Source organism: Shigella dysenteriae (assembly GCF_022354085.1).
Lineage (GTDB): Bacteria > Pseudomonadota > Gammaproteobacteria > Enterobacterales > Enterobacteriaceae > Escherichia > Escherichia coli.
Map to the genome: position 1 here is coordinate 857,872 of NZ_CP055055.1, position 26,557 is coordinate 884,428.

At 52.6% G+C, this 26,557-nt stretch carries 22 protein-coding genes and 1 pseudogene; 12 read left to right on the top strand and 11 right to left on the bottom strand.

The window, feature by feature from the left end; translation table 11 throughout:
• Genes tssJ through tssB form a run of 8 tightly spaced genes read right to left on the bottom strand, consistent with a single transcriptional unit; the run spans nt 1 to nt 7,432 of the window.
• Complete coding sequence (gene tssJ / locus HUZ68_RS04055; RefSeq protein ID WP_001080153.1) at nt 1-525, bottom strand: type VI secretion system lipoprotein TssJ; 525 nt, start codon at nt 523-525, stop codon at nt 1-3.
• Nucleotides 522-1,802, bottom strand: coding sequence for a type VI secretion system-associated FHA domain protein TagH (gene tagH / locus HUZ68_RS04060; protein WP_001113713.1), 1,281 nt, complete (start codon nt 1,800-1,802; stop codon nt 522-524). The genes tssJ and tagH overlap by 4 nt, the downstream gene beginning before the upstream one ends.
• 24 nt (nt 1,803-1,826) lie before the next feature.
• The gene (gene tssG / locus HUZ68_RS04065) at nt 1,827-2,909 is read right to left on the bottom strand and encodes a type VI secretion system baseplate subunit TssG (protein ID WP_000348793.1); all 1,083 of its coding nucleotides are present in this window, start codon (nt 2,907-2,909) and stop codon (nt 1,827-1,829) included.
• Entirely contained in the window at nt 2,873-4,723 is a 1,851-nt protein-coding gene (gene tssF, locus HUZ68_RS04070; RefSeq protein ID WP_239594037.1) for a type VI secretion system baseplate subunit TssF, read from the bottom strand. The genes tssG and tssF overlap by 37 nt, the downstream gene beginning before the upstream one ends.
• Before the next feature lie 3 nt (nt 4,724-4,726).
• Entirely contained in the window at nt 4,727-5,140 is a 414-nt protein-coding gene (tssE, locus tag HUZ68_RS04075) for a type VI secretion system baseplate subunit TssE (RefSeq protein ID WP_000611742.1), read from the bottom strand.
• Between the two features lie 6 nt (nt 5,141-5,146).
• Nucleotides 5,147-6,622, bottom strand: coding sequence for a type VI secretion system contractile sheath large subunit (gene tssC, locus HUZ68_RS04080; protein WP_033814600.1), 1,476 nt, complete (start codon nt 6,620-6,622; stop codon nt 5,147-5,149).
• 50 nt (nt 6,623-6,672) lie between these two features.
• Complete coding sequence (locus HUZ68_RS04085; protein ID WP_000123970.1) at nt 6,673-6,897, bottom strand: hypothetical protein; 225 nt, start codon at nt 6,895-6,897, stop codon at nt 6,673-6,675.
• A 34-nt stretch (nt 6,898-6,931) separates the two neighbouring features.
• Nucleotides 6,932-7,432, bottom strand: coding sequence for a type VI secretion system contractile sheath small subunit (gene tssB / locus HUZ68_RS04090; RefSeq protein WP_033814601.1), 501 nt, complete (start codon nt 7,430-7,432; stop codon nt 6,932-6,934).
• 695 nt (nt 7,433-8,127) lie between these two features.
• Here tssB and HUZ68_RS04095 point away from each other — a divergent pair.
• The 7 genes and pseudogenes from HUZ68_RS04095 to HUZ68_RS04125 all read left to right on the top strand — a co-directional run.
• Nucleotides 8,128-8,646, top strand: a complete 519-nt coding sequence (locus HUZ68_RS04095; RefSeq protein ID WP_001142958.1) for an Hcp family type VI secretion system effector — start codon at nt 8,128-8,130, stop codon at nt 8,644-8,646.
• Nucleotides 8,647-8,855: 209 nt separating this feature from the next.
• Nucleotides 8,856-10,997, top strand: a complete 2,142-nt coding sequence (locus HUZ68_RS04100) for a type VI secretion system Vgr family protein (RefSeq protein WP_021556443.1) — start codon at nt 8,856-8,858, stop codon at nt 10,995-10,997.
• Between the two features lie 75 nt (nt 10,998-11,072).
• Nucleotides 11,073-15,281 carry an RHS element core protein gene (locus HUZ68_RS04105; protein ID WP_239594038.1) on the top strand — a complete coding sequence of 1,403 codons (4,209 nt, stop codon included), beginning with the start codon at nt 11,073-11,075 and terminating at the stop codon, nt 15,279-15,281.
• Between the two features lie 3 nt (nt 15,282-15,284).
• Entirely contained in the window at nt 15,285-15,563 is a 279-nt protein-coding gene (locus tag HUZ68_RS25005; protein ID WP_176551833.1) for a type IV secretion protein Rhs, read from the top strand.
• A complete protein-coding gene (locus HUZ68_RS04115) occupies nt 15,563-15,940 on the top strand; it encodes a hypothetical protein (protein ID WP_001077738.1) in 378 nt (125 codons plus the stop codon). The genes HUZ68_RS25005 and HUZ68_RS04115 overlap by 1 nt, the downstream gene beginning before the upstream one ends.
• Before the next feature lie 468 nt (nt 15,941-16,408).
• The gene (locus tag HUZ68_RS04120; RefSeq protein ID WP_129468620.1) at nt 16,409-17,545 is read left to right on the top strand and encodes an ISAs1-like element ISEc1 family transposase; all 1,137 of its coding nucleotides are present in this window, start codon (nt 16,409-16,411) and stop codon (nt 17,543-17,545) included.
• A gap of 45 nt (nt 17,546-17,590) precedes the next feature.
• A pseudogene (locus HUZ68_RS04125) lies at nt 17,591-17,965 on the top strand (ISAs1 family transposase); the annotation flags it as partial.
• A 51-nt stretch (nt 17,966-18,016) separates the two neighbouring features.
• Here HUZ68_RS04125 and yafV read toward each other — a convergent pair.
• The gene (gene yafV / locus HUZ68_RS04130; protein WP_033815250.1) at nt 18,017-18,787 is read right to left on the bottom strand and encodes a 2-oxoglutaramate amidase; all 771 of its coding nucleotides are present in this window, start codon (nt 18,785-18,787) and stop codon (nt 18,017-18,019) included.
• Between the two features lie 180 nt (nt 18,788-18,967).
• On the opposite strand from yafV, the gene ivy reads away from it, so the two are divergent.
• Entirely contained in the window at nt 18,968-19,414 is a 447-nt protein-coding gene (gene ivy, locus HUZ68_RS04135; RefSeq protein ID WP_001308392.1) for an Ivy family C-type lysozyme inhibitor, read from the top strand.
• A 42-nt stretch (nt 19,415-19,456) separates the two neighbouring features.
• Here ivy and fadE read toward each other — a convergent pair whose 3' ends face one another.
• The gene (gene fadE, locus HUZ68_RS04140; RefSeq protein WP_000973081.1) at nt 19,457-21,901 is read right to left on the bottom strand and encodes an acyl-CoA dehydrogenase FadE; all 2,445 of its coding nucleotides are present in this window, start codon (nt 21,899-21,901) and stop codon (nt 19,457-19,459) included.
• Between the two features lie 239 nt (nt 21,902-22,140).
• Between fadE and lpcA the strand changes: the two genes are divergently transcribed.
• Both lpcA and HUZ68_RS04150 read left to right on the top strand, forming a co-directional pair.
• A complete protein-coding gene (lpcA, locus tag HUZ68_RS04145; protein WP_000284050.1) occupies nt 22,141-22,719 on the top strand; it encodes a D-sedoheptulose 7-phosphate isomerase in 579 nt (192 codons plus the stop codon).
• Nucleotides 22,720-22,924: 205 nt separating this feature from the next.
• Nucleotides 22,925-23,692 carry a class II glutamine amidotransferase gene (locus HUZ68_RS04150; protein ID WP_000333380.1) on the top strand — a complete coding sequence of 256 codons (768 nt, stop codon included), beginning with the start codon at nt 22,925-22,927 and terminating at the stop codon, nt 23,690-23,692.
• Here the strand turns inward: HUZ68_RS04150 and dpaA are convergent.
• Nucleotides 23,663-24,403 carry a peptidoglycan meso-diaminopimelic acid protein amidase gene (gene dpaA, locus HUZ68_RS04155; RefSeq protein WP_001225679.1) on the bottom strand — a complete coding sequence of 247 codons (741 nt, stop codon included), beginning with the start codon at nt 24,401-24,403 and terminating at the stop codon, nt 23,663-23,665. The two genes, HUZ68_RS04150 and dpaA, sit on opposite strands and share 30 nt — an antisense overlap.
• Nucleotides 24,404-24,715: 312 nt before the next feature.
• Between dpaA and HUZ68_RS04160 the strand changes: the two genes are divergently transcribed.
• Both HUZ68_RS04160 and rayT read left to right on the top strand, forming a co-directional pair.
• The gene (locus tag HUZ68_RS04160) at nt 24,716-25,465 is read left to right on the top strand and encodes a C40 family peptidase (RefSeq protein WP_033815251.1); all 750 of its coding nucleotides are present in this window, start codon (nt 24,716-24,718) and stop codon (nt 25,463-25,465) included.
• A gap of 175 nt (nt 25,466-25,640) precedes the next feature.
• Complete coding sequence (rayT, locus tag HUZ68_RS04165; RefSeq protein ID WP_033815252.1) at nt 25,641-26,138, top strand: REP-associated tyrosine transposase RayT; 498 nt, start codon at nt 25,641-25,643, stop codon at nt 26,136-26,138.
• Nucleotides 26,139-26,557: the final 419 nt, after the last annotated feature.

A 26,557-nucleotide genomic window follows, 5' to 3' on the forward strand; every position in this document is an offset into this window, starting at 1 on the left:
TTATTCATCCTCTTTTTTCATTTCGATGCTGCTTTGACGTACATGCACCAGCAGGCGGTAATGGTGGCCGGTTCCTTCCACCGTCTCGATTTGTTTCCATTCAGTGGCCTGGTCATCGGAGAAATAGGCCACGACACCAATAAACTGCGTTTTCTCATCCAGCTTTATCGGCGGCAGGGTTTTGATGGTGTCCGGCAACAGGTTGAAATCCTGGTGGTCGATATAGTTTTTACCCAGCACATCCGGTAGCGGCGTACTGGCTATCTGGTCATAGTCGGCTGCCTGCAATTTTGAGTCGTCAGTCAGGTACACCAGTTGCACATCCACGGCGGCTGATTCACCCTCCGCATTGGTATTGGTGTCCGGTTCAGTCAGCAGGGTGACGGTTATTTCCGAAGGTTGCTCCTTCAGGCTCCCGACCTGGATATCCGGGTTTTTGATCACCTCGCTGATTTTTTTCGCCGTTTCGCAGCCGGTTAATATGACGCACATCAGCACGCAGGCCAGAAACGCCTTCCTGTTCATGCTTCCGGCTCCCGCTGTTTTTCACGAAGCACCCGGTCATAGACCTGGGCGTAGACCTCGTTAAACAGCATCTCAAACCCCTGCTGGCGATCGGAGGCCAGTTCTTCGTAATAATGGCTGTACATTTGCCATGCTCCGGCATCATCCAGCGGCTGGCGCAGTTCATGGCTGCGGCGGTACTGCACAAAGCGGCGCAGCAGATTTTGTGGTGAGAAAGCATCCAGCAGGACACGAAGCGACTCCACAATCGCTGCCCGGTTAGCTTCTTCGTGGTGGCGGACATTGCGCAGGCTTTCACTGACGGCGGCGGGAGCCGCCAGATGTACCGGGCTTTTACCTTCGGCAAACATCACGTCGAGCGCGGTGGCGTAATCCATGTTCAGGCGCAGTGGGTTATCTTCCAGCGGGCGCAAATGTTTGTCTGAGAGGCTGTTACGCTGCTGCTGCAAATCGAGCAGACCTTTTATTGCGGCCTGTAACGTTCGTCCGGCCTCCTCCAGAAAATCATCCGCATCGTCGGAATTGCTCATGGTAAGCGAGCCGCCAAGACCGCGCAGTAAGGGGGTGACCGCAAGGTGGCGTTGCGCCATTTCTGCCGCAGAGACGTCGTCATTACGATCGCCGGGGCTGGCATAAATGGGCGGCAGATCCATAAACGGAGTATTGATCCCCCCATTACTTGCCGGATCGGACAGCGGTGCCGATGGCCGGACAGCCGCAATGCCTGAAAGCGGATCGCCCGTGGTAATCAGGCTTTCGGACTGAAGTGCCTGGAGTGGATCGGCAGAAAAACCGTTTACCACGGTGTCTGCAAGCTGGTGCCGGTGAGTCATTCCCGGATAGTGTGGCGCACCCTCCGTTGATAGCAGGGTATCCGTGAGCATATCGCGATTGGTAACGATGGTTTCGGGAGTGGCCATTTCCTCATCGTAATGGGGAATATCTCCCCGGTTCAGATGAACCCTCACCATCAGCCGTCCGATCTGGATCTCATCGCCCTGGCGCAACTGTATCAGGTCTGATGTTGCTGTGACTTTTGCCTGATTCAGCCACAGTTGTGCCGTCTGCGGGCGCAGACAAAATGTGCCATCGTGCAGGATAACGGTAAAAGCCTGGGCCGGAATGCTCTGCTGACGATCCTGTACCGACCAGTGGCATTCGGGGCCATGGCCGACATTTCCCTGCTGTGTGAACAGACAGCGCGCCGCCCGCCCGCTTTCCAGCTCACTGCCGTTAATGACCTGCAATGAAAGCGTCTGTAGTTTCTCTTCCGGCATATTCTGCTCCGTGATTATCATAATTTACGACCGTACCCTGATGGTGACTGAGGGTCGTTCTTCCGGTGTGCCGAGGAAGCTGGTCCAGCCCAGCAGCGCACTTTTGTTATCGCCCAGGCGCATTGCGCCCACCTGCTCCGGCGCCAGCCCCAGATGTAAGTCCCAGGCAAGCTGATCGCGCAGGATGAAGGACACGAACATCGTCAGTGGCAGGAAGTTTTCGCCGGACGGCAGAAAAGAGAGGAACTGTTTTCGGGTCAGGCTGGTAATACTGAGCTGGAATTTTCCGCTGAGATCGGGCACTCGTGTACCCAGAACAAAGTTGCCCAGTACCGATCTTCCCGCCAGTTTTTCGCCATTTTTAAGAGAATAGCTCCCCAGACTATTTTGCTGATCCGGTTCAATATCCACCTTGCGACGTTGCCAGTTTTGCAGCGTCACTTCTGACAAATCAAAGCAGTGGGACACCAGGCCACAGATAATTTCCGGGGATCGTCCCGGATTTGCCAGGATCCCGGAATACGCCAGCATTTTGCTGTGATTAATCGCCAGCTTATCGCGAAGCTGGCGGTGGCCCAGCCCGACAAGGGAGTACATGCGCTGCGAGAACGCATCCACACCGCCGTTACGAAAACTGATGTGATAGCGGTACTTACGCCAGATATGCCAGACAAACTGGGTCAGGCGGTGGCTGAACATATCCAGAAAATCACCTACCGGACTTTGTTCATGTACCGCTTTCCAGGCCAGGTGATCGAGGTAATAACCGGGGAGAGGCGACTGGCTCCCCTGTAACCCCATAAAGGTGGTGGTCATCCTGAATGCCCCTGACGTATCCCGTTTCAGCGCACTGATATCACTGCACGGGAAGGCAAGGCTGGCATCGGCGCTGAAACGCAGGGTTTCCTGTGCCGGATCGTCGCGCAGGGATAATTCTGGCGTCCCCTTTTCACCCTTTGCCAGGCGGTGCAACAGCTCCGCCATCGCAAAAAAATTGTAAGAGCAGGCATTATGGAAAACCTGTGCCAGCGGATCATTCTGCTCTTTATCTGCCGGGGGATTTCCCGGACTCAGATAAGAGGATGCTGCCCGATTCTTTCCGTCCATTTCCATGTCTCCTGGCTTTCTGTGTTCACAACGGTCAGCATGTGGAATGAGTTAACGCTGGCGTACAGCGACAGAAAATGCGAAAGCACCGTACCGAGCAGATACATTTCCCCTTCACAGACAAACGGCTCCGGGTGCAGATACAGCGTGGAGGCCAGTCCCCGGACGGGAATACCCGTAAACAGGCGATCAACGGGGCGGGTCTCCAGACGCTCAATGGCATCCAGCTTTTGTTGTGACAGCCGCGCCGTCTGCGGATGGTGGATTGCGTGGCGATCAAAGTTGGCGATGACCTGCTTCAGCGCGTCCGTATCCAGTAATGACAGATAATTCAGGTTCATGGCGGAGAGCAGGGACCAGTGCAGGCTGCCATCAATGACCGGCCAGAGTGGTTGCGTCGGGCGGGTAATGTTGCGAAAGGAAGCAACAGCCGCATTTTTACCGGTTGTGCCGGTGATATCGCCGGAACGAATTTGTGACGGAAGCTCACGGTTGGTACAGGTCAGCGATACCGAAACCACTTCATTACTGAGCAGAGATTCGTCTGACGGATAACTGCCATCAGCATGTATAAAGGCAAGGGTATGATCAAAGCCGCGATGGAACAGGGATGTTTTGGTCCGGTGATGCCAGTACACCACTTCCCGCTTCCGGCTGTATTCCATCTGATGGCTGAAACTTTCAAAGGCTGGCCACTGGCGCGCGGCCTGCGTCGAAACAGGACGCCCCAGATCTTTTTTCCTGAACATATCCTGGACCTGGCTCACCACACTGTTAACGGAAAATACATCGTAATGTTGTGGGTAATGGCGGCTGGGAACCAGCGGATAGTCTGCCCGCCGGTTGTCCAGCGTGATGGCTTCTGCATGGTGGATAAATAAATTAATGGCAGGTGCGCAATACAGGCGCAGGGAATCGCGGCGCAGCCGGATGTCCACGGGCAAAGGGCGCGAAAAACGCAGTTGCAGGGTAAAGAATTCCGCCTGCAATCCGTCAGGCAAAGCCGGACAACCACAAAGATTAAAAAAGAGAAACGCATCGGGGTAACAGAAATACTCCTGAAGGATCCGGTAGCCGCTGTGGACGTTTTTCGGCCAGGGCAGCATGGCATCCTGCGGCTCAAAACCAACAGCTTTTAGCATAAACTCAGGCAGGCGAATATGCTGTTCACCCACAGTCAGGTCGGCACCCTGCAAGTATTCGCAGAACCATAAATAAAGCTGGTCACGGGTATAGTTGTCGTCATTGCCGAGCCAGAAGCGAAGTTTGTTCAGATCCAGCGTGCGGAAGTCCGTTCCCGGTGCGACCGAAAAGGTGATGTTGATAACACCATTACGGGTCGTACTGCGGTTTTCAATCTGCTCCAGGCGAACGGGCAGCAGCCAGATATCCCGGCAGAGGGTGAAGGTACAGGGAGGCGGCTCCTCCTTTTTAGCATCAGAGGGCAGCACTTCATCAACTCTGATTTCCCCGGCGTTGGTTGTAAACTGCTCATTACGGGGGATTAACACCGGTACAGAAGACTTATCCATATCCGGCGTATATTCAATAAGGGTCATTGCCGGAACCGGACGCAGGTAATTAGGCCATAGCATCTTAATAAGCCCGTGCGTCAGTTCTGGGAATTCATCCTCAATTTTCTGGCGGAGATTGCCGGTAAGAAAAGCCACCCCTTCCAGCAGGCGTTCAATATCCGGATCCGCATCTTTTTCGGCCAGGAAGCGGGCCAGATGGGGTTTTTCCGTTGGCAGCAGCTTGCTAAGCTGGCGCAGGTAATCGAGTTCTTCCCGAAAATAGCGTTCTTCAAATTCCATTTGTCAGTCCACCCGGTAATGCTGGCTGCCATTCGGTGCCATATCAAATTCAAGCACCTCATGCGTTTCGTTAAATGTCACCCAGGCTGTAATATGAAACGTCATATCCAGCGGGCTGGAGGCGGATGAAACCACTGCCTGCACTTCAGCGTGTGAGATCCGGGGTTCATAGCGTTCTATACATTGCTCGATGGCCCGACTCATGGATTCGCGGAAGTTTTCAGCCCCTTCCGGTTCATCAATGCCCAGCTCAGGCGCACCCCGGCAACTACCGGACCGGGTATTAAGAATGTTTCGTAGGTTCTGGCGAATGGATTGCCTGAGCGAATGAATACTGCCTCCCTGCCGGTTTCTGGCCGAAGAGGCTTCCATACGCTCAAAAAGAGAACCTGTGGTTCTTTCCCGATCCGGTATCATGGTGTGTTACTCCCTGTCTAACCGGCCAACCAGGGAAAGCTCAAAATTTGCCCCCATAAATTTAAAATGAGGTCTCACGCTTAGCGCAACCTGGTACCAGCCGGGTTCGCCTTCTACATCCATAACCTCAACTTTGGCAGCGCGCAGAGGTTTGCGGCTGCGCACGTCTGCAGGCGGGTTTTCCTGGTCGGCAACATACTGACGGATCCAGGTATTAAGCTCTCTTTCTAAGTCGCTCCTTTCTTTCCATGACCCCAGTTGTTCACGCTGCAACACCTTGATGTAGTGCGCTAACCGATTGATGATGAAGAGATAAGGAAGCTGCGTACCCAGCTTATAGTTGGTTTCTGCATCTTTTCCCGGAAAGTGCTTCGGTTTTTGTACCGAGTTTGCAGAGAAAAAGGCTGCATTATCAGAGTCTTTACGCATGGTAAGGGTGATAAAACCCTCTTCAGCCAGTTCAAATTCGCGGCGATCGGTGACCAGCACCTCGGTTGGGATTTTGGCCTGAATCTGCCCCATCGTTTCGAACAGATGCACCGGCAGATCTTTCACTGCGCCGCCGCTTTGCGGACCGATAATGTTTGGACACCAGCGGTATTTGGCAAAACTGTCTGCGATATTGCATGCCAGCATCCAGGCCGTATTACCCCACAGATAATCTTCGTGGTTCTGGCTGACATCTTCGTAATAGTTAAAGTTCTTAACAGGGTTATCTGTTGGTGAATAGGGCTGGCGAAGCAGGAAGCGGGGTGCCGTAAGCCCTAAATAGCGCGAATCTTCCGAGTCACGCAGGGCGCGCCATTTGGTGTAGGCCGGACCTTCAAAGATGGCATAAAGATCTTTGATATTAGGCAGTTCGGTCCACGAGTTCAGCCCCATAAACTCCGGGGAAACGGAGGACAGGAACGGTGCGTGCGCCATTGCGCCCACGGCACTGACGTATTGCAGCAGTTTCATGTCAGGCGCGGTATTTTTGAACTCATAAGCGCCCAGCACGGCAGCGATGGGTTCACCGCCAAACTGTCCGAAACCGGACGAATAAACGTGCTTATAAAATCCGGACTGAATAATTTCTGGCGCAAACTCAAAGTCTTCCAGAAGTTCCTGCTTGGTGACATGAAGCACGTTGACCTTGATGTTTTCACGGAAATCAACGCGATCCACCATGGTTTTCAGTGAGCACCAGAACGACTCGACCTGCTGAAAGGCAGGCGCATGGATGATGACATCCATCTGGCGGCTGATGCGTTCATCAATATCTGCAATCATGCTGTCCACGGCCAGTTTATTGACCGGTTCGGCAGATGCAGTGGATTGCAGGATGCTGGCAATAAAGGCTGTCACACCCTGGCGGGCAACGTCATAACCTTCCGAACCGGGCTGAATACGGGTCTGTGCCATGATTTGATCAAGCAGCGACGATGCCTGCTCAGGCTGCCCGGCATGACTGGAAACGAGTTCCTCTTCCTGTAAAGACATACTGAAAATCCTTCTGTTTTAGCTGTGTTTCTGAAACCGGCTTTTCGCCGTCAGTGAAGTACGCGCTGCCAGTGCGACGCGCTCTGCTGAAACTCACAAAAATGGATAATCTCATCCAATAGATCACTGATACGGCGATCCAGTGTTGTAATCAGCGCAGCCACACCATCCTGGTTGATTTCAACGGACGGGCTGAAACATACCTGGTAAACCACCTGCAGAATGTCTGCAACAGAGAGGTGGTATGTCCCGGAGATATTTTTGTGTGCCGTCATGCCTGGATAACCCTGTTTAATGAAATAGTGGTGGTTATTTATTGCTCACCTGGCCGATTTCTTTGAGCAACTGCTCGCGGGACTCTTCATTTTCCAGCAATGCCTGGAGCTGGGTACGGAATGCCGGAAGGTTACCCATCGGCCCCTTCAGTGCAGTCAGTGCTTCACGCAGTTCCAGCAATTTATTCACTTCCGGAACCTGCCGGGCCACGCTATCTGGTGAAAAATCATCCAGTGACTTGATATTCAGCGCCACATTCAGCTCATCGTCCGTTGTGCTTCCCTTCAGCGTGGCGGGGACGGTAAAATTGAGGCCAATGGCTGCTTCAGCCATCACTGCACCGAAATTGTGCTTGTTAACGGAAACTGCCTGACGTTCATCCAGTGAGGATGTTTCCTGCGTATTTCCGGTATCGCCGACAACGAGCATGTTAAGCGGAAGTTCCACTTCAGCCGACTGGCCATCTGTTTTTGGGACATACGATATATTAATACGCTCGCGAGGCGCGACGCTGCCTTCAAATTTTTTGCTCATAAAAGTGATCCGTCATGTTATCTCGTACAGGCCATGAACACGGCATATTCGTACCGAAAAAAATATCGGAAATGCCGCCTTGATGGCGGTGAAAATAAAATCACCACTCCTTCATCACCCCGCATTTTACGCTTCAAAATAAATAAGAAAAGGACTTTTTATCGATCGTAAAGAGGGGTATTCTGCAAGCGTTAAATAGATTGTGTGAACCTGTGCAATTCGCGTCAGGTGTATTATGGCAATAATTTAAATATAGAGTTTTTATGTATCCTATTGAAGTATATAATAATTTTATTAAACATAAGCTAATCTGATGATTGCTTGTTTATATATTTGTTTTGTGATTGATTAAGTGGGTATTTTTAAGGAATATCTCAAAAATTATCAAAATGATAATTCAGAAAGGATAAATACAATATTTATTCATGATTCAGCTTTGGCCATTTTATGGAGGCAATACGGACTTTGAACAGTTGGGTATGGTTATCCAGATATATATTATTAAGTTATTGCTGAATAAGAGATTTAATGATTTTAAAAATAGTTTTTACGACAACCGTAAATTCTAGCTCGGTTTGTATGTAAAAAATACTGAAAAATGATGCGGTTCCGTGAAGTGAGCTGCATCTGCCTGTCTGGGATTAACGGCAGGTCATTGTAAGTAGTAATTAACCACGTTAACAAGGAGTTTACAAATGCCAACACCGTGTTATATCTCCATCACTGGTCAGACCCAGGGAAATATTACTGCAGGTGCATTTACCGCTGATTCTGTCGGCAACATCTATGTGCAGGGGCACGAAGACGAGATGCTGGTGCAGGAATTCCTGCATAACGTTACTGTCCCGACCGATCCTCAGTCCGGTCAGCCTGCGGGTCAGCGTGCTCACAAGCCTTTCATTTTTACCGTGGCGCTGAACAAAGCGGTTCCGCTGATGTACAACGCACTGGCCTCCGGCGAAATGCTGCCAACCACTGAACTTCACTGGTGGCGTACCTCTGTGGAAGGCAAACAGGAGCATTATTTCACTACCCGCCTGACTGATTCGACGATTGTCGATATGAAACTGCATATGCCGCATTGCCAGGACCCGGCGAAACGCGAGTTCACCCAGTTGCTCGAAGTTTCACTGGCCTACCGCAAAATTGAATGGGAACACGTCAAATCTGGCACCTCCGGTGCCGACGACTGGCGCGCACCGCTGGAAGCATAAGTTAAGCCAACAGCATCCGGCTATCAGGCCGGATGCTGTTTTTGTATTACGCCGTAGAAAGAAAGGTTGTCAGTAAGGGGTTACGTTCACGGGAGATGGCGGCTGCCGGAAACTTCGGCGGTAGCGTGCCTGAACGCAAGCGTAACACTGTACTGTCACAGCCGCTTTAACAGCGAACTGTCTGTTTTTCCTTAACCCCGGAGGTTGCTATGTCAACCGGATTACGTTTCACGCTGGAAGTGGACGGCCTGCCACCGGATGCTTTTGCGGTGGTCTCCTTTCATCTGAACCAGTCACTCTCTTCGCTTTTTTCCCTCGATCTCTCTCTGGTCAGCCAGCAGTTTCTCTCCCTTGAATTCCAGCAGATCCTCGACAAAATGGCCTACCTGACGATATGGCAGGGCGATGACGTACAGCGCCGGGTGAAAGGTGTGGTGACCTGGTTTGAACTGGGGGAGAACGACAAAAACCAGAAGCTGTACAGCATGAAGGTATGCCCGCCGCTGTGGCGCACAGGGCTGCGCCAGAACTTCCGTATCTTCCAGAATGAGGACATCGAAAGCATCCTCGGCACGATATTGCAGGAAAACGGGGTGACCGAGTGGAGCCCGCTGTTCAGCGAGCCACATCCTTCCCGTGAGTTTTGTGTCCAGTACGGTGAGACTGATTACGATTTCCTGTGCCGGATGGCGGCGGAGGAAGGCATCTTCTTTTATGAGGAGCACGCGCAAAAAAGTACCGACCAGAGCCTGGTCCTGTGCGATACCGTGCGTTATCTGCCGGAGTCCTTTGAGATCCCCTGGAATCCGAACACCCGTACCGAGGTGAGCACCCTCTGCATCAGCCAGTTTCGCTACAGCGCACAAATCCGCCCTTCTTCCGTGGTGACCAAAGACTACACCTTTAAACGACCCGGCTGGGCAGGGCGTTTTGATCAGGAAGGCCAGTACCAGGATTACCAGCGCACACAGTATGAAGTGTATGACTACCCCGGACGTTTCAAGGGTGCCCACGGGCAGAACTTTGCCCGCTGGCAGATGGATGGCTGGCGCAACAACGCAGAAGTGGCGCGCGGAACAAGCCGTTCGCCGGAGATATGGCCGGGACGGCGAATTGTGCTGACGGGGCATCCGCAGGCGAACCTGAACCGGGAATGGCAGGTGGTGGCGAGTGATCTTCACGGCGAACAGCCGCAGGCGGTACCGGGACGCAGGGGTTCAGGCACCACGCTGGATAACCATTTTGCGGTAATACCGGCAGACAGAACATGGCGACCACAGCCGTTGCTGAAACCGCTGGTGGACGGCCCGCAGAGCGCCGTCGTGACGGGACCGGCAGGCGAGGAAATCTTCTGTGATGAACATGGCCGCGTGCGGGTGAAATTTAACTGGGACCGTTATAACCCGTCAAACCAGGACAGTTCATGCTGGATCCGTGTGGCACAGGCGTGGGCAGGCACCGGATTCGGTAACCTTGCGATACCGCGCGTGGGTCAGGAGGTGATTGTGGACTTCCTCAACGGCGATCCGGACCAGCCGATCATTATGGGGCGCACCTACCACCAGGAAAACCGCACACCCGGCAGCCTGCCGGGAACAAAGACGCAGATGACCATTCGTTCGAAAACCTATAAGGGCAGCGGGTTTAATGAACTGAAGTTTGACGATGCGACAGGGAAAGAACAGGTCTACATCCACGCGCAGAAGAACATGAACACCGAGGTGCTGAATAACCGCACCACTGATGTGATAAACAACCATGCCGAAAAAATAGGTAACAACCAGGCGATCACCGTTACCAATAACCAGATCCAGAACATTGGCGTTAATCAGATACAGACGGTTGGTGTCAACCAGGTGGAAACGGTAGGCAGTAACCAGATTATCAAAGTGGGATCAAACCAGGTTGAAAAGGTGGGGATCATTCGTGCGCTGACGGTGGGTGTGGCTTACCAGACGACGGTAGGCGGCATTATGAATACCTCGGTGGCGTTGTTGCAGTCCTCACAGGTAGGGCTGCATAAATCACTGATGGTGGGAATGGGCTACAGCGTCAATGTGGGGAATAACGTCACCTTCTCGGTGGGCAAGACGATGAAGGAAAACACCGGACAAACAGCAGTTTATTCTGCCGGTGAGCATCTTGAACTCTGCTGTGGTAAGGCAAGGCTGGTGCTGACGAAGGACGGAAGCATATTTCTCAATGGTACGCACATTCATCTGGAAGGGGAGTCGGATGTGAACGGTGATGCGCCAGTGATTAACTGGAACTGTGGTGCCACACAACCTGTACCGGATGCGCCTGTGCCGAAAGATTTACCCCCCGGAATGCCGGATATGCGGCAATTTTGAGTCAGGTGCAAAAAATTAAAACGGAACTGGTGCAGTGACCAGATGAACCATATTAAAAGCAGAAGGGATTGATTCATGGGCGGAAAACCGGCGGCGCGGCAGGGTGACATGACCCGCAAGGGACTGGATATTGTGCAGGGTTCAGCGGGGGTGCTGATAGGTGCGCCGACGGGCGTGGCCTGCTCGGTGTGTCCGGGAGGGATTACCTATGCTAACCCGGTGAACCCGGTGCTGGGTGCGAAGGTGCTGCCGGGCGAGACGGACCTTGCGCTGCCCGGCCCGCTGCCGTTCATCCTTTCCCGCGCCTACAGCAGTTACCGGACCAGGACGCCCGCGCCGGTGGGGGTGTTCGGTCCCGGCTGGAAAGCACCCTTCGATATCCGCTTACAGGTTCATGAGCGGGAACTGATACTCAACGACAACGGCGGCAGGAGCATTCACTTTGAGCCGCTGTTTCCCGGCGAGATAAGCTACAGCCGCAGCGAGTCGTTCTGGCTGGCGCGGGGCGGGGTGGCGGAGCAGCACAGTTCGCAGCCGCTAAGCGCGCTCTGGCAGGTGCTGCCGGAAGATGTTCGCCTGAGTCCGCATATGTACCTGGCGACAAACAGCCTTCAGGGGCCGTGGTGGATACTCAACTGGCCGGAGCGGGTGCCGGGGGCGGACGAGGTGCTGCCGCCGGAGCCGCCCGCATACCGGGTGCTGACGGGCGTGGTGGACGGCTTTGGTCGGACGCTGGCCTTCCACCGGGCGGCGGAGGGTGACGTGGCGGGCGCGGTGACGGGGGTGACGGACGGCGCGGGCCGCCGTTTTCACCTGGCGCTGACCACACAGGCGCAGCGGGCGGAAGCCTTCCGTAAACAGCGCGCCACGTCTTTATCTTCCCCTGCCGGTCCCCGTTCTGTTTCCTCTTCTTCAGCTTTCCCCGACACGCTGCCCGCCGGTACAGAATACGGTGCCGATAACGGTATCCGGCTGGAGGCGGTGTGGCTGACACACGACCCGGCATACCCGGATGAACAGCCGACTGCGCCGCTGGCGTGCTACACGTACACGGCCAGCGGAGAACTGCGGGCGGTGTATGACCGCAGCGGGACGCAGGTGCGCGGGTTTACTTATGATGCGGAGCACGCCGGGCGGATGGTGGCGCACCATTATGCGGGGAGGCCGGAGAGCCGCTACCGGTATGATGACACCGGTCGGGTGACAGAACAGGTCAACCCGGAGGGGCTGGACTACCGCTTTGAGTACGGGCAGGACCGTGTGACCATCACGGACAGCCTGAACCGGCGGGAGGTGCTGTACACGGAGGGCGAAGGCGGCCTGAAGCGGGTGGTGAAGAAGGGGCATGCGGACGGGAGCATCACCCGCAGCGAGTATGATGAGGCGGGGAGGCTGAAGGCGCAGACGGATGCGGCGGGGCGGCGGACGGAGTACCGGCTGCATATGGCGTCTGGAAAGCTGACTTCAGTGATACTGCCGGACGGCAGGACGGTACGGTATGGTTACAACAACCAGTTGCAACTGACGTCAGTGACATATCCGGATGGTTTACGCAGCAGCCGGAAATATGACCGTCAGGGCCGACTGGCGGAAGAGACCTCGCGCAACGGTAACATTACGCGCTGGTTTTATGATTCTTCACGCAGTGGCCTGCCCTGTGCGGTGGAAGACGGAACCGGGGTGAGGCGGAGAATAACGCGAAACCGGTACGGTCAGATTCAGGCGTTCACGGACTGCTCGGGGTACACGACGCGGTATGAGTACGACCGGTACGGTCAACAAATCGCCGTTCACCGGGAGGAAGGCATCAGCACTTACAGCAGTTATAACCCGCGTGGGCAACTGGTCAGTCAGAAGGATGCGCAGGGGCGGGAGACCCGTTATGAGTACAGCGCCGCAGGCGACCTGACAGCAACGATATCACCGGACGGTAAACGCAGCACCATCGAATATGATAAACGCGGGCGTCCGGTGAGTGTGACGGAAGGCGGTCTTACGCGCAGCATGGGGTATGACGCTGCCGGGCGCATCACCGTGCTGACCAACGAGAACGGCAGCCAGTCCACGTTCCGGTATGACCCGGTGGACAGGCTGACTGAACAGCGCGGTTTTGACGGCCGGACGCAACGTTACCACTATGACCTGACCGGAAAACTCACGCAGAGTGAAGACGAGGGGCTTATCACCCTCTGGCACTACGATGCGTCGGACCGCATCACGCACCGGACGGTGAACGGCGACCCGGCAGAGCAGTGGCAGTATGATGAGCACGGGTGGTTAACCACCCTCAGCCATACCAGTGAAGGCCACCGCGTGTCGGTCCACTACGGCTATGACGATAAAGGCCGCCTGACGGGTGAACGGCAGACGGTGGAGAACCCGGAGACGGGGGAGATGCTGTGGGAGCATGAGACGGGGCATGCGTACAGCGAACAGGGGCTGGCGACCCGTCAGGAGCCGGACGGTCTGCCGCCGGTGGAGTGGCTGACGTATGGCAGCGGTTATCTTGCGGGGATGAAGCTGGGCGGAATGCCACTGGTCGAGTACACGCGGGACCGGCTGCACCGTGAGACGGCCCGCAGCTTCGGCGGGGAGGCATATGAACTTGCCACCGCCTGGAATACCAGCGGCCAGCTCCGGAGCAGGCACCTGAACCTTCCGCAGCTTGACCGTGACTACGACTGGAACGACAACGGACAGCTAATCCGCATCAGCGGCCCGCAGGAGAGCCGGGAGTACCGTTACAGTGACACGGGAAGGCTGACGGGCGTCCACACCACGGCAGCGAACCTGGATATCGATATCCCGTATGCGACGGACCCGGCAGGAAACCGGCTGCCGGACCCGGAACTGCACCCGGACAGTACCTTCACGGCGTGGCCGGATAACCGCATCGCGGAAGATGCGCACTATGTCTATCGCTACGATGAATACGGCAGGCTGGCGGAGAAGACGGACCGCATCCCGGAAGGGGTGATACGGATGCACGACGAGCGGACCCACCACTACGACAGCCAGCACCGTCTGGTGTTCTACACGCGGATACAGCACGGTGAGCCGCAGGTGGAGAGCCGCTACCTCTATGACCCGCTGGGCCGCCGGACGGGAAAACGGGTGTGGCGGCGGGAGCGTGACCTGACGGGGTGGATGTCGCTGTCGCGTAAACCGGAGGTGACATGGTACGGGTGGGACGGTGACAGGCTGACGACGATACAGACCGGCACCACGCGTATCCAGACGGTATACGAGCCGGGGAGCTTCACGCCGCTCCTGAGAATCGAAACAGAGAATGGCGAACAGGCGAAGGCGCGGCACCGGAGCCTGGCGGAGGTGTTGCAGGAGGACACGGGTGTGACGCTACCGGCGGAGCTGTCGGTGATGCTGGGGAGGCTGGAGCGGGAACTGCGCGCGGGAGCGGTGAGTGCGGAGAGTGAGGCATGGCTTGCGCAGTGCGGGCTGACGGCGGCGCAGATGGCCGCGCAACTGGAGGCGGAATACATCCCGGAGAGGAAACTTCATCTTTACCACTGTGACCACCGTGGGCTGCCGCTGGCGCTTATCAGCCCGGAAGGGGAAACGGCGTGGCAGGGGGAGTATGACGAGTGGGGAAACCTGCTGGGCGAAACCAGTGCGCAGCACCTTCAACAGTCACTCCGTCTGCCGGGGCAGCAGTATGATGAGGAGTCGGGGCTGTACTATAACCGGAACCGGTACTACGATCCGTTGCAGGGACGCTATATCACCCAGGATCCCATTGGGCTGAAGGGGGGATGGAACCTGTATGCGTATCCGCTGAACCCGGTGCAGCGGGGGGATCCTCTTGGGTTGTCTGGTGAGACACTGGTTCTTGGTTCTGCCACAACAGTAACAGGAACAGAGTTTGGGGGGGCGTTACTTTCGGGTGGGGCGGCGACTTTTGATGCAGTCACGGCGGCTATGGCGTCTGCTGCCCCTGCTCTTGGAGCAATGGCTGTGGTCGCTGGGCCAATGGGATATGACCTTCTCGCTAATGATGGGCGTGCCGGGAAGGCTCTGAGCGATGGGCAGTTAATAAATTCTCAGGCTGAAATGTGTTACTGGACCAGTAGTTGTCCTTTAGATAGCCCACATGAGAATGATAATTCGTCAGGGAGTCAGCCGAATGTTGGGAAGGATTTGACGGATGAAGAGAAGAACTGCCTGGCCGGCGGCAGTACGGGAAGCCCGGGAGGATGGGGACCAGAAGATGAGAATAGCGCAAGGGATCGTATGCAGCATGAACGGTATAAAGATGAATTGCGATAGAAAATGGGAAAACCCGACGTTACAGATTCAAATTTGAAAAATATTATAGACGATCTTTATCGGCCAAATGCAAAAGTAGGAAGTGGAAGCACAGCAGATGCTGTTCGTTATGAATTGGCCACAGGTGAAAAAGTTGGTGGTAGAGGACATGTATTGAAAGCACAGGATTATACAAGGGCTTTACAGGATTGGTTGGATAAGAATCCAACAGCATCTCCAGGGGATCGAGCAGCAGCAGAAAACGTTCTTCAGGATTTACAGAATGCTTTGGGAGGCAAGTAATGAACCAATATATTGCTAGTTATATAGAAAAAATGGCATCATTTTCCACTGTTTTGTCTGAGACAGTCTCATTAGCTAATGAATACTGGCATCCAGAAACGCCACCGGTGGTTATGTTGTTCTCTCAGGTTGGAAAAACGATTGTAAAAAATTTTTATGAAATGGGGGATATTGAAAGAGAAAAAATATTTAAACATGTCGAAGATGGTATGGTCTCGCTTGATGATGAATTGGCCACAGTTGTAGCTACAGGGCTTATAGAGGCAATAGTCACTGCGACCGATAGCAATTCTTTACTTTGGCAAGATGTAAGTAAATTTCTGGGTGACAAATCAAAGTCTCATGCATTAGTGTGGAAAAATTTTGGTCAGGAGTGATATTATTCAAGAAGTATTAAGCTCGCTATTGAGATCTTAATGCTTCTTGAGATTAAATTAAAGTTAGGACGAAGTAATTGCAGGTGGAAATAAATCCATGGTGACGTGTGGCAATGGCTATTAGATGTTATGGTGTGATGGGTTTTGGTGATTTAAGAGCTAAGTTAGATTGCCTTATGAAAAAGTATGGTTATATATTTAATGATGTGTATCATATATTTAAATAAAAAACGGTTCTCTCTTGTCAAGATAGTAATAGGATAGATTATTGTGTTGATAAATATAATTAAGAGTCTACGTTGTTGATTTTAGAAGACTTTGGAGCAGGGAAAGGTCATCAGAAGTACACTTTTTGTACTAAATAATTCGCGCTAAATGTTCAATAATTGAGATATTCCTTATTACCTAAAACTATTTTTCATAGCTTATATATGATCAAATACTCCTTGCATAAATAAGGAGAACAAAATGGAACTTAAAAAACTGATGGAACATATTTCTATTATCCCCGATTACAGACAAGCCTGGAAAGTAGAACATAAATTGTCAGATATTCTACTGTTGACTATTTGTGCCGTCATTTCTGGTGCAGAGGGTTGGGAAGATATAGAGGATTTTGGGGAAACACATCTCGATTTTTTGAAGCAATATGGTGATTTTGAAAATGGTATTCCTGTTCACGATACCATTGCCAGAGTTGTATCCTGTATCAGTCCTGCAAAATTTCACGAGTGCTTTATTAACTGGATGCGTGACTGCCATTCTTCAGATGATAAAGATGTCATTGCAATTGATGGAAAAACGCTCCGGCACTCTTATGACAAGAGTCGCCGCAGGGGAGCGATTCATGTCATTAGTGCGTTCTCAACAATGCACAGTCTGGTCATCGGACAGATCAGGACGGATGAGAAATCTAATGAGATTACAGCTATCCCAGAACTTCTTAACATGCTGGATATTAAAGGAAAAATCATCACAACTGATGCGATGGGTTGCCAGAAAGATATTGCAGAGAAGATACAAAAACAGGGAGGTGATTATTTATTCGCGGTAAAAGGAAACCAGGGGCGGCTAAATAAAGCCTTTGAGGAAAAATTTCCGCTGAAAGAATTAAATAATCCAGAGCATGACAGTTACGCAATCAGTGAAAAGAGTCACGGCAGAGAAGAAATCCGTCTTCATATTGTTTGCGATGTCCCTGATGAACTTATTGATTTCACGTTTGAATTGAAAGGACTAAAAAAATTATGCATGGCAGTCTCCTTTCGGTCAATAATAGCAGAACAAAAGAAAGAACCCGAAATGACGGTCAGATATTATATCAGCTCTGCTGATTTAACTGCAGAGAAGTTCGCCACAGCGATCCGAAATCACTGGCACGTGGAAAATAAGCTGCACTGGCGCCTGGACGTGGTAATGAATGAAGACGACTGCAGAATAAGAAGAGGAAATGCAGCGGAATTATTTTCAGGGATACGGCACATTGCTATTAATATTTTGACGAATGATAAGGTATTCAAGGCAGGGTTAAGACGTAAGATGCGAAAAGCAGCCATGGACAGAAACTATCTGGCGTCAGTCCTTGCGGGGAGCGGGCTTTCGTAATCTTGCCCTGGATCAAATACTCCTTACATAATTAAGGAGAACAAAATGGAACTTAAAAAATTGATGGAACATATTTCTGTTATCCCCGATTACAGACAAGCCTGGAACGTGGAACATAAATTATCGGATATTCTACTGTTGACTATTTGTGCCGTTATTTCTGGTGCAGAAGGTTGGGAAGATATAGAGGATTTTGGGGAAACACATCTCGATTTTTTGAAGCAATATGGTGATTTTGAAAATGGTATTCCTGTTCACGATACCATTGCCAGAGTTGTATCCTGTATCAGTCCTGCAAAATTTCACGAATGCTTTATTAACTGGATGCGAGATTGCCATTCATCAAATGATAAAGACGTCATCGCAATTGATGGAAAAGCGCTTCCACACTCCTATGATAAAAGTGGTCGCAGGAGAGCGGGCTTTCGTAGTCTTACCCCGACTCTCCCCGGCCCTAAACACAACCCCCACTCACCACAACCTAAACTCATCCGCATCCTGCCATGCCGGAAACTTTTCTCTATATTCCCGCAATGCCATCATCGACAGCTCCGCATCAATGCGCGTTGCCTGATGCGCGTCGGCAGTAGCGATAATCTCGCCTTGCGGATTAATCACCCGGCTGTCACCGCGATAATGGCAGCCGTTGCCATCGCTGCCGACGCGATTGCATCCCGCCACATACGCCTGATTCTCAATCGCGCGGGCCGTCAGCAATGCCTGCCAGTGCAGAGAGCGCGGAGCAGGCCAGTTGGCGACGTACAGGGCGAGGTCATAATCGTTGAGATTGCGCGACCACACAGGAAAACGTAAGTCGTAGCACACCAGCGGCAAAATACGCCAGCCGCGCCATTCCACAATCACTCGCGCATTGCCCGGTTTATAATGTAGATGCTCATCTGCCATGCGGAACAGATGACGCTTATCATAAAAATGTACCGTGCCGCCCGGCTCAACCAGCAAAAAGCGGTTAACCGAACCAGACTCCGTTTGTAATGCAACACTGCCTGCAATCAGCGCATTGCACTGCTGCGCCTTAGCTGTCATCCAGTTCACTACGTCATCTTGTGCTAGCGACGAAGCTGCCGCTTCCATGGCAAAGCCGCTGGTAAACATCTCCGGTAGAACGATCACATCGCGCCCGGTAATACCTTCCAGTTGACGATCAAAATGACGCAGGTTGGCAGGACCATCCATCCACACCAGTGGTTGCTGCAAAAGCGTAATCTTCAAACCAGGCACGGTGTACAACTCCTTTATGCGAAGGGTTTTATAACTTTAACACCTTATCAGGCAGTTGCCTTAGCGCAGAATAAATTGATAACAAATGCTGATATTGGAAATATCTGATTTGCAAATTATCGTGTTATCGCCAGGCTTTAGGAGGTTAATAACATGGGCAGGATAAGCTCGGGAGGAATGATGTTTAAGGCAATAACGACAGTCGCCGCACTGGTCATCGCCACCAGTGCAATGGCGCAGGATGATTTAACCATTAGCAGCCTGGCAAAGGGCGAAACCACCAAAGCTGCGTTTAATCAGATGGTGCAAGGGCATAAGCTACCTGCATGGGTGATGAAAGGCGGTACTTATACTCCCGCACAAACCGTAACGTTGGGAGATGAGACGTATCAGGTGATGAGCGCGTGCAAACCGCATGACTGTGGCTCGCAACGTATCGCTGTGATGTGGTCCGAGAAATCTAATCAGATGACGGGGCTGTTCTCGACTATTGATGAGAAAACGTCGCAAGAGAAACTCACCTGGCTGAATGTGAACGATGCGCTTTCGATTGATGGTAAAACGGTGCTGTTCGCGGCGTTGACCGGCAGCCTGGAAAACCATCCGGATGGCTTTAATTTTAAATAATTAGCGGATAAAGAAACGGAGCCTTTCGGCTCCGTTATTCAATTACGCGGCTTCAACTTTCCGCACTTTCTCCGGCAACTTTACCGGCTTCGTCGCCAGTTCTTCCGGATCAAAGTCATCAACGTTAATACTGCGCAGACGGCTTTCTTCCGCTTTCACCAGAATAGCGGCTTCATCTTTATCAATCAGCCCCTTCGCCAGCGCGTTGTGCGCCAGTTCATCCAGACGGGTAAATGGCAGATTTTTACCCAGCTCTTTACAGATCCGCTGATGAATCGGGTCGGCGGCAATCACATCCACCAACGCCTCTTCCAGTAAACCAACCGGGTTATGCTCGCTTGGCGTCAGGTACTGACCGCGACCAATACGTGAACGAGTGGCGTTCGGCACTTGTAAAATCTTCGCCACTTTATGATCCAGCTTGTCAGACGGTGCCAGATAATGACGTCCGGTCGGGAAGATCACCACATTCAGCAGCCCGGCAACCACGCGGTTCGGGAAGTTTTGCAGTAAGTCGTCCATCGCCTGTTCTGCCTGATACAGCGCATCCTGTACGCCCCAGTGCACCAGCGGCAGATCGGCTTCATTACGGCCTTCGTCGTCATAACGCTTCAGAACGGCAGAGGCGAGGTAAAGCTGGCTTAAAATATCCCCCAGACGTGCCGAGATACGCTCACGACGTTTCAGGCTGCCGCCCAGCACTGCCATCGAGACATCAGAAAGCAGGGCGAGGTTGGCGCTCAGGCGGTTAAGATGCTGATAGTAGCGTTTAGTGGCATCGCCGGTTGGCGTGCTGCTGGTTAAACCGCGCGTCAGGCCCAGCCAGAAGCTGCGAACTTTGTTGCTACCGACGTGACCGATATGTTTGAACAACAGTTTATCGAACGCGTTAACGTCATTGTTCTTCGCTGCTTCCATCTCTTCCAGCACGTACGGATGGCAACGAATCGCTCCTTGTCCGAAGATCATCATGCTGCGGGTCAGAATGTTAGCCCCTTCAACGGTGATGGCAATCGGTGCGCCCTGGTAAGCACGCGCCAGGAAGTTGCTTTGCCCGAGCATAATGCCTTTGCCACCAGTGATATCCATCGCATCAATAATCGACTGCTGCCCGCGGTGAGTACAGTGATACTTAACGATAGCCGACAGCACGGCAGGTTTTTCGCCGAGCATAATGCCGTAGGTAATCAGCGATGCCGCAGCATCCATCACGTAGGCATTACCGGCAATACGCGCCAGCGGCTCTTCAATCCCTTCCATCTTACCGATAGAGATTTTGAACTGACGGCGAATGTGAGCATACGCGCCCGTTGCCAGCGCTACCGATTTCACGCCGCCGGTTGAGTTGGAAGGCAGGGTGATGCCGCGGCCTACCGAGAGGCACTCCACTAGCATCCGCCAGCCTTGCCCGGCCATTTTTGGTCCGCCGATAATGTAATCGATCGGTACGAAGACATCTTTACCGCGCGTCGGTCCGTTCTGGAACGGTACGTTCAGCGGGAAGTGGCGACGACCAATTTCCACGCCCGGCGTGGTGGTCGGGATCAGCGCACAGGTAATACCTAAATCTTCTGCACCACCCAGCAATTTTTCCGGGTCGGAGAGTTTAAACGCCAGACCAAGCACGGTCGCAATCGGTGCCAGCGTAATGTAGCGTTTGTTCCAGGTCAGACGCATCCCCAGCACCTGCTGGCCCTGCCATTCACCCATGCAGACAATCCCGGTATCCGGGATCGCACCCGCATCGGAACCCGCTTCCGGGCTGGTCAGCGCAAAACAAGGGATCTCCTGACCACGCGCCAGACGCGGCAGATAGTGATCTTTCTGCTCGTCAGTGCCGTAATGTTGCAGCAGCTCGCCCGGGCCTAATGAGTTCGGCACGCCGACGGTAATCGCCAGGATCCCGCTCACGCCGGAGAGTTTTTGCAGCACGCGAGACTGGGCATAAGCTGAGAACTCCAGTCCGCCGTACTCTTTTTTGATAATCATCGCGAAGAAGCGATGCTCTTTAAGGTACGCCCACAACTCCGGCGGCAGATCCGCCAGCTCATGAGTAATCTGGAAATCATTCGCCATCCGGCAGGCTTCTTCTACCGGGCCGTCGAGAAACGCTTGCTCTTCAGCGGTCAGGCGCGGCTGCGGATAGTTATGCAGCTTTTTCCAGTCCGGCTTGCCCTGGAACAAGTCGCCCTCCCACCAGGTGGTGCCCGCATCAATCGCTTCTTTCTCAGTGCGCGACATCGGCGGCATCACCTTACGGAAACCGCGAAATACCGGCGCGGAAATCATCGACTTACGCATAGGCGCAAAGTTAAATGGCACGAGGATAATGGCCAGAGGCACCAGTACCCACGCCGACCACAGACCAGCAACGCCGAGGGCGGCTGTCCAGGCGAGCAAAATCAGACTGCTGATAAATAAGCTCACGCGGTGATAGAACAACGCGCCGAGCAGGACAACCGTAGCGAGAATACTCAAAATCATCATAACGAAAAGCCCCTTACTTGTAGGAGGTCTGACCACTTGTGATGATATGGTTGTAGTGGATGTAAAAATATTTAGCAATGTGTTTACAATATAATTACAACAAAGCTCACATTGTTGCTGTTTTTATCCGCACTTCAGGTCAAAAAGTCCTGGTCATAGCACCTGCCCGTACTTCTCGCTTTTGGCGGTATCCGGTACACTGCATTTTGTCTATTACATTTATGCTGAAGGATATCCTCATGTACCAGGATCTTATTCGTAACGAACTGAACGAAGCGGCGGAAACGCTGGCTAACTTTTTAAAAGATGACGCCAATATTCACGCCATTCAGCGCGCGGCGGTCCTGTTAGCAGACAGCTTTAAAGCCGGTGGCAAAGTGCTTTCCTGCGGCAACGGCGGCTCCCATTGCGACGCCATGCACTTTGCCGAAGAGTTGACCGGTCGCTACCGTGAAAACCGTCCGGGCTACCCGGCGATTGCTATTTCTGACGTTAGTCATATTTCATGCGTCGGTAACGATTTCGGTTTCAATGATATTTTCTCCCGTTACGTTGAAGCGGTAGGTCGCGAAGGCGATGTACTGCTGGGGATCTCCACCTCCGGTAACTCTGCAAACGTGATCAAAGCGATCGCAGCGGCGCGTGAGAAGGGAATGAAAGTGATCACCCTGACCGGTAAAGACGGCGGCAAAATGGCTGGCACGGCGGATATCGAAATTCGCGTACCGCACTTTGGTTATGCCGACCGCATTCAGGAGATTCACATTAAAGTGATCCATATCCTGATCCAGTTGATTGAAAAAGAGATGGTTAAGTAAGTCTGGCGTAGGCCGGATAAGACGTTTACGCCGCATCCGGCAATTGTGTACCGATGCCTGATGCGACGCTGACGCGTCTTATCATGCCTACAAATCTGTACGCGAACCGTAGGCCGAATAATGCGTTCACGCCGCATCCGACCTGAAAATTCTTAAATCAATCTTCGCCGGGGGCCATGCGCTCCCGCTGTTGTGGAGGTTACCCATGTGCGAATTGCTCGGGATGAGCGCCAACGTCCCTACCGATATCTGCTTTAGTTTCACCGGTCTGGTGCAGCGTGGTGGTGGAACCGGGCCACATAAAGATGGCTGGGGCATTACCTTTTACGAAGGTAAAGGCTGTCGCACATTTAAAGATCCGCAACCCAGCTTTAACTCACCTATCGCCAAACTGGTCCAGGACTACCCGATAAAATCCTGTTCGGTGGTGGCTCATATTCGCCAGGCTAATCGGGGCGAGGTGGCGCTGGAAAATACTCACCCATTTACCCGCGAGTTATGGGGGCGTAACTGGACTTATGCCCATAACGGACAACTGACGGGCTACAAATCACTGGAAACCGGCAACTTCCGCCCGGTAGGCGAAACCGACAGTGAAAAAGCCTTCTGCTGGCTCCTGCATAAATTAACGCAGCGTTACCCGCGCACACCGGGCAACATGGCGGCGGTATTTAAATATATCGCCTCACTGGCGGATGAACTGCGGCAGAAGGGCGTTTTCAACATGCTGCTTTCGGACGGGCGCTATGTAATGGCGTATTGCTCGACTAATTTACACTGGATCACCCGCCGCGCGCCGTTTGGCGTGGCAACGTTGCTGGATCAGGATGTGGAAATCGACTTCAGCTCGCAGACCACACCGAATGATGTGGTCACGGTGATTGCGACACAGCCGCTGACGGGCAATGAAACCTGGCAAAAAATTATGCCAGGCGAATGGCGCTTATTTTGCCTCGGGGAGCGTGTAGTTTGATGCCAGCTGTGGTTGCACAACTTCGTGGCTTAACGGCTTGCTGACCACGTAACGACCATTGACCACAGAAACGGTCGGTGGCTTACGGGTTTGCTCAAAGTAGTCGTAACCCGGCTTCAGTTGCTCCCAGAAGTCCTTAAAGTTGGAATATTTGTGGCGCTTCATATTAGCGTCGGTCATGCGGAACGGGTAAATGCTCACTTGCACGCTCGGCTGACCAAATACCAGTGCGCCAGTAACGAACTGGAAAATCTCGTCAATGCCCTGATTGGTCATTGCGTAGCAGCCGATGGAAACACAATCGCCGTGGATCATCAGGTATTTCCCTTCATAACCATGCGCACGGTCATAGGCATTGGGGAATCCAATATTAATCGCTTTGTAGTAACGGCTGTCTGGTTTTAATTGATTACGCTGGACGCTATAAAACCCTTCCGGGCTTTTGAAATCGCCCTGACGCTGTTTTGGCCCTAAGCCGCCGGAATATTTACAGATTTTATAGCTGTCGAGCAGTTGATATTGCTCGCCCATTTTGACGTAGAGATCGAGCGTACGTTCTTCCTTGAAGATCTGGATGTAGACAGGGGATCCCATCAACTGCTGCTTATACTCTTTGCTCACTGGCGTGGTCGAGCTACTGCTGCCCAGCAAACCGGCAAACGAAACGCACGGGATCAACAACATCGCAAGAATTAATGCGATTTTACGCATACTGCTTATTCCTTGATAAAACGGTTACACACGCCAGGACGGCAAAATGGATCCCAAATCGGAATAGTCTGGATTTGGAAGGCTCACATTATCACCAAAAGAGTTTTACGCAAGTCTGTCGGCGCTGGGTTTACAAATTTAGCATAAGTAGCGATTTTCAAAAGTCCGAAAAGCGCATGTAAAACGGATTTATTTCTTATTTCCTAAGATTATGAAACCTCGATAGTAATATGCAAATAAGCAATTAATAATCCCGCTTCTCCTTCCTGTCCTCTAATATTCTCATCTTCATTCAGCCGGTTTATATCTTCCATGTATTTGTTCTCTCACGACAGATTGCTGCGCCTGGGCGTGTTTTCTTTGCCCCTTTTGCTTCCTTTACTCGCCAGCGCTGCCACACCGCACACCTCCCTCAGCTACGCCGCTCGCCAGCGGATGCAAAACCGTGCGCGGGTACTCAAACTGTACCAGGCACATCTGAAAAAACAGGCCAGCTATATTGTGGAAGGCAATGCCGAAAGCAGACGGGCGCTGCGCCAACACAACCGTGAGCAGATAAAACAGCACCCGGAGTGGTTCCCTGGCCCGCTGAAATTGAGCGACCGACGCTGGCAGGCGCTGGCGGAAAACAACCACTTTTTAAGCAGCGATCACCTGCACAACATCACTGAAGTGGCGATCCACCGCCTGGAGCAGCAGCTTGGCAAGCCTTACGTCTGGGGCGGCACGCGGCCCGATAAAGGCTTCGACTGTAGCGGGTTGGTCTTTTATGCCTACAACAAGATCCTCGAGGCGAAGCTCCCGCGCACGGCCAATGAGATGTATCACTACCATCGGGCAACAATTGTGGCAAACAACGACCTGCGCCGGGGAGATTTGCTTTTTTTCCATATCCACAGCCGCGAGATTGCCGACCATATGGGCGTGTATCTGGGCGATGGGCAATTTATCGAGTCGCCGCGTACGGGGGAAACCATTCGGGTAAGCCGGTTAGCTGAACCTTTCTGGCAGGATCATTTTTTGGGCGCGCGGCGGATCTTGACGGAAGAGACGATTTTGTAGGACGGATAAGGCGTTTACGCCGCATCCGGCGGTTGTGCGCAGGTGCCTGATGCGACGCTGGCGCGTCTTATCATGCCTACGAGCCCGCGAATATTTGCGAGCCGCTTTCCCGATATAAAACAACCTCATTGCCAACCTTTCCTTTTCTTCTTACCGTTGAGAAAAAGGAGTCGCTATGTCTGAATATCGTCGTTATTACCTCAAGGGGGGAAGCTGGTTTTTCACGGTGAATTTACGGAATCGTCGAAGCCAACTTTTGACTACCCAGTACCAGACGCTCCGTAACGCCATTATTAAAGTTAAGCGAGCCAGACCTTTTGAAATTAATGCCTGGGTAGTTTTGCCGGAGCATATGCACTGTATCTGGACATTACCTGAAAGCGATGATGATTTTTCCTCTCGCTGGCGGGAGATTAAAAAGCAATTCACCCATGCTTGTGGATTGAAAAATATCTGGCAACCACGTTTTTGGGAGCACACCATCCGCAATACCAAAGACTATCGCCATCATGTTGATTATATTTATATAAATCCAGTAAAACATGGCTGGGTAAAGCAAGTGAGTGATTGGCCATTCTCAACGTTCCATCGCGATGTGGCGCGAGGGTTATATCCCATTGATTGGGCGGGAGACATAACGGATTTTAGTGCCGGGGAGCGTATCATTTTATAATTTTGCGCTGGTGCCGGATGTGCTTACGCTTATCCGGCCTACGAATCGTGCTTTAACGGTAGGCCGGATAAGGCGTTCACGCCGCATCCGGCAATTGTGCGCGGATGCCTGATGCGACGCTGGCGCGTCTTATCATGCCTACAAACCTGTGCCGGATCGGTAGGCCGGATAAGGCGTTCACGCCGCATCCGGCGGTTGTGCGCGGATGCCTGATGCGACGCTGGCGCGTCTTATCATGCCTACAAACCTGTGCCGGATCGGTAGGCCGGATAAGGTGTTCACGCCGCATCCGGCAATTGTGCGCGGATGCCTGATGCGACGCTGGCGCGTCTTATCATGCCTACAAACCTGTGCCTGAACGGTAGGCCGGATAAGGCGTTTACGCCGCATCCGGCGGTTGTGCACGGATGCCTGATGCG

Coding starts and splice junctions, on each gene's coding strand:
- tssJ (WP_001080153.1), bottom strand. CDS start 525: ATGAACAGGAAGGCGTTTCTGGCCTGCGTGCTGATGTGCGTCATATTA.
- tagH (WP_001113713.1), bottom strand. CDS start 1,802: ATGCCGGAAGAGAAACTACAGACGCTTTCATTGCAGGTCATTAACGGC.
- tssG (WP_000348793.1), bottom strand. CDS start 2,909: ATGGACGGAAAGAATCGGGCAGCATCCTCTTATCTGAGTCCGGGAAAT.
- tssF (WP_239594037.1), bottom strand. CDS start 4,723: ATGGAATTTGAAGAACGCTATTTTCGGGAAGAACTCGATTACCTGCGC.
- tssE (WP_000611742.1), bottom strand. CDS start 5,140: ATGATACCGGATCGGGAAAGAACCACAGGTTCTCTTTTTGAGCGTATG.
- tssC (WP_033814600.1), bottom strand. CDS start 6,622: ATGTCTTTACAGGAAGAGGAACTCGTTTCCAGTCATGCCGGGCAGCCT.
- HUZ68_RS04085 (WP_000123970.1), bottom strand. CDS start 6,897: ATGACGGCACACAAAAATATCTCCGGGACATACCACCTCTCTGTTGCA.
- tssB (WP_033814601.1), bottom strand. CDS start 7,432: ATGAGCAAAAAATTTGAAGGCAGCGTCGCGCCTCGCGAGCGTATTAAT.
- HUZ68_RS04095 (WP_001142958.1), top strand. CDS start 8,128: ATGCCAACACCGTGTTATATCTCCATCACTGGTCAGACCCAGGGAAAT.
- HUZ68_RS04100 (WP_021556443.1), top strand. CDS start 8,856: ATGTCAACCGGATTACGTTTCACGCTGGAAGTGGACGGCCTGCCACCG.
- HUZ68_RS04105 (WP_239594038.1), top strand. CDS start 11,073: ATGGGCGGAAAACCGGCGGCGCGGCAGGGTGACATGACCCGCAAGGGA.
- HUZ68_RS25005 (WP_176551833.1), top strand. CDS start 15,285: ATGGGAAAACCCGACGTTACAGATTCAAATTTGAAAAATATTATAGAC.
- HUZ68_RS04115 (WP_001077738.1), top strand. CDS start 15,563: ATGAACCAATATATTGCTAGTTATATAGAAAAAATGGCATCATTTTCC.
- HUZ68_RS04120 (WP_129468620.1), top strand. CDS start 16,409: ATGGAACTTAAAAAACTGATGGAACATATTTCTATTATCCCCGATTAC.
- ivy (WP_001308392.1), top strand. CDS start 18,968: ATGTTTAAGGCAATAACGACAGTCGCCGCACTGGTCATCGCCACCAGT.
- fadE (WP_000973081.1), bottom strand. CDS start 21,901: ATGATGATTTTGAGTATTCTCGCTACGGTTGTCCTGCTCGGCGCGTTG.
- lpcA (WP_000284050.1), top strand. CDS start 22,141: ATGTACCAGGATCTTATTCGTAACGAACTGAACGAAGCGGCGGAAACG.
- HUZ68_RS04150 (WP_000333380.1), top strand. CDS start 22,925: ATGTGCGAATTGCTCGGGATGAGCGCCAACGTCCCTACCGATATCTGC.
- dpaA (WP_001225679.1), bottom strand. CDS start 24,403: ATGCGTAAAATCGCATTAATTCTTGCGATGTTGTTGATCCCGTGCGTT.
- HUZ68_RS04160 (WP_033815251.1), top strand. CDS start 24,716: ATGTATTTGTTCTCTCACGACAGATTGCTGCGCCTGGGCGTGTTTTCT.
- rayT (WP_033815252.1), top strand. CDS start 25,641: ATGTCTGAATATCGTCGTTATTACCTCAAGGGGGGAAGCTGGTTTTTC.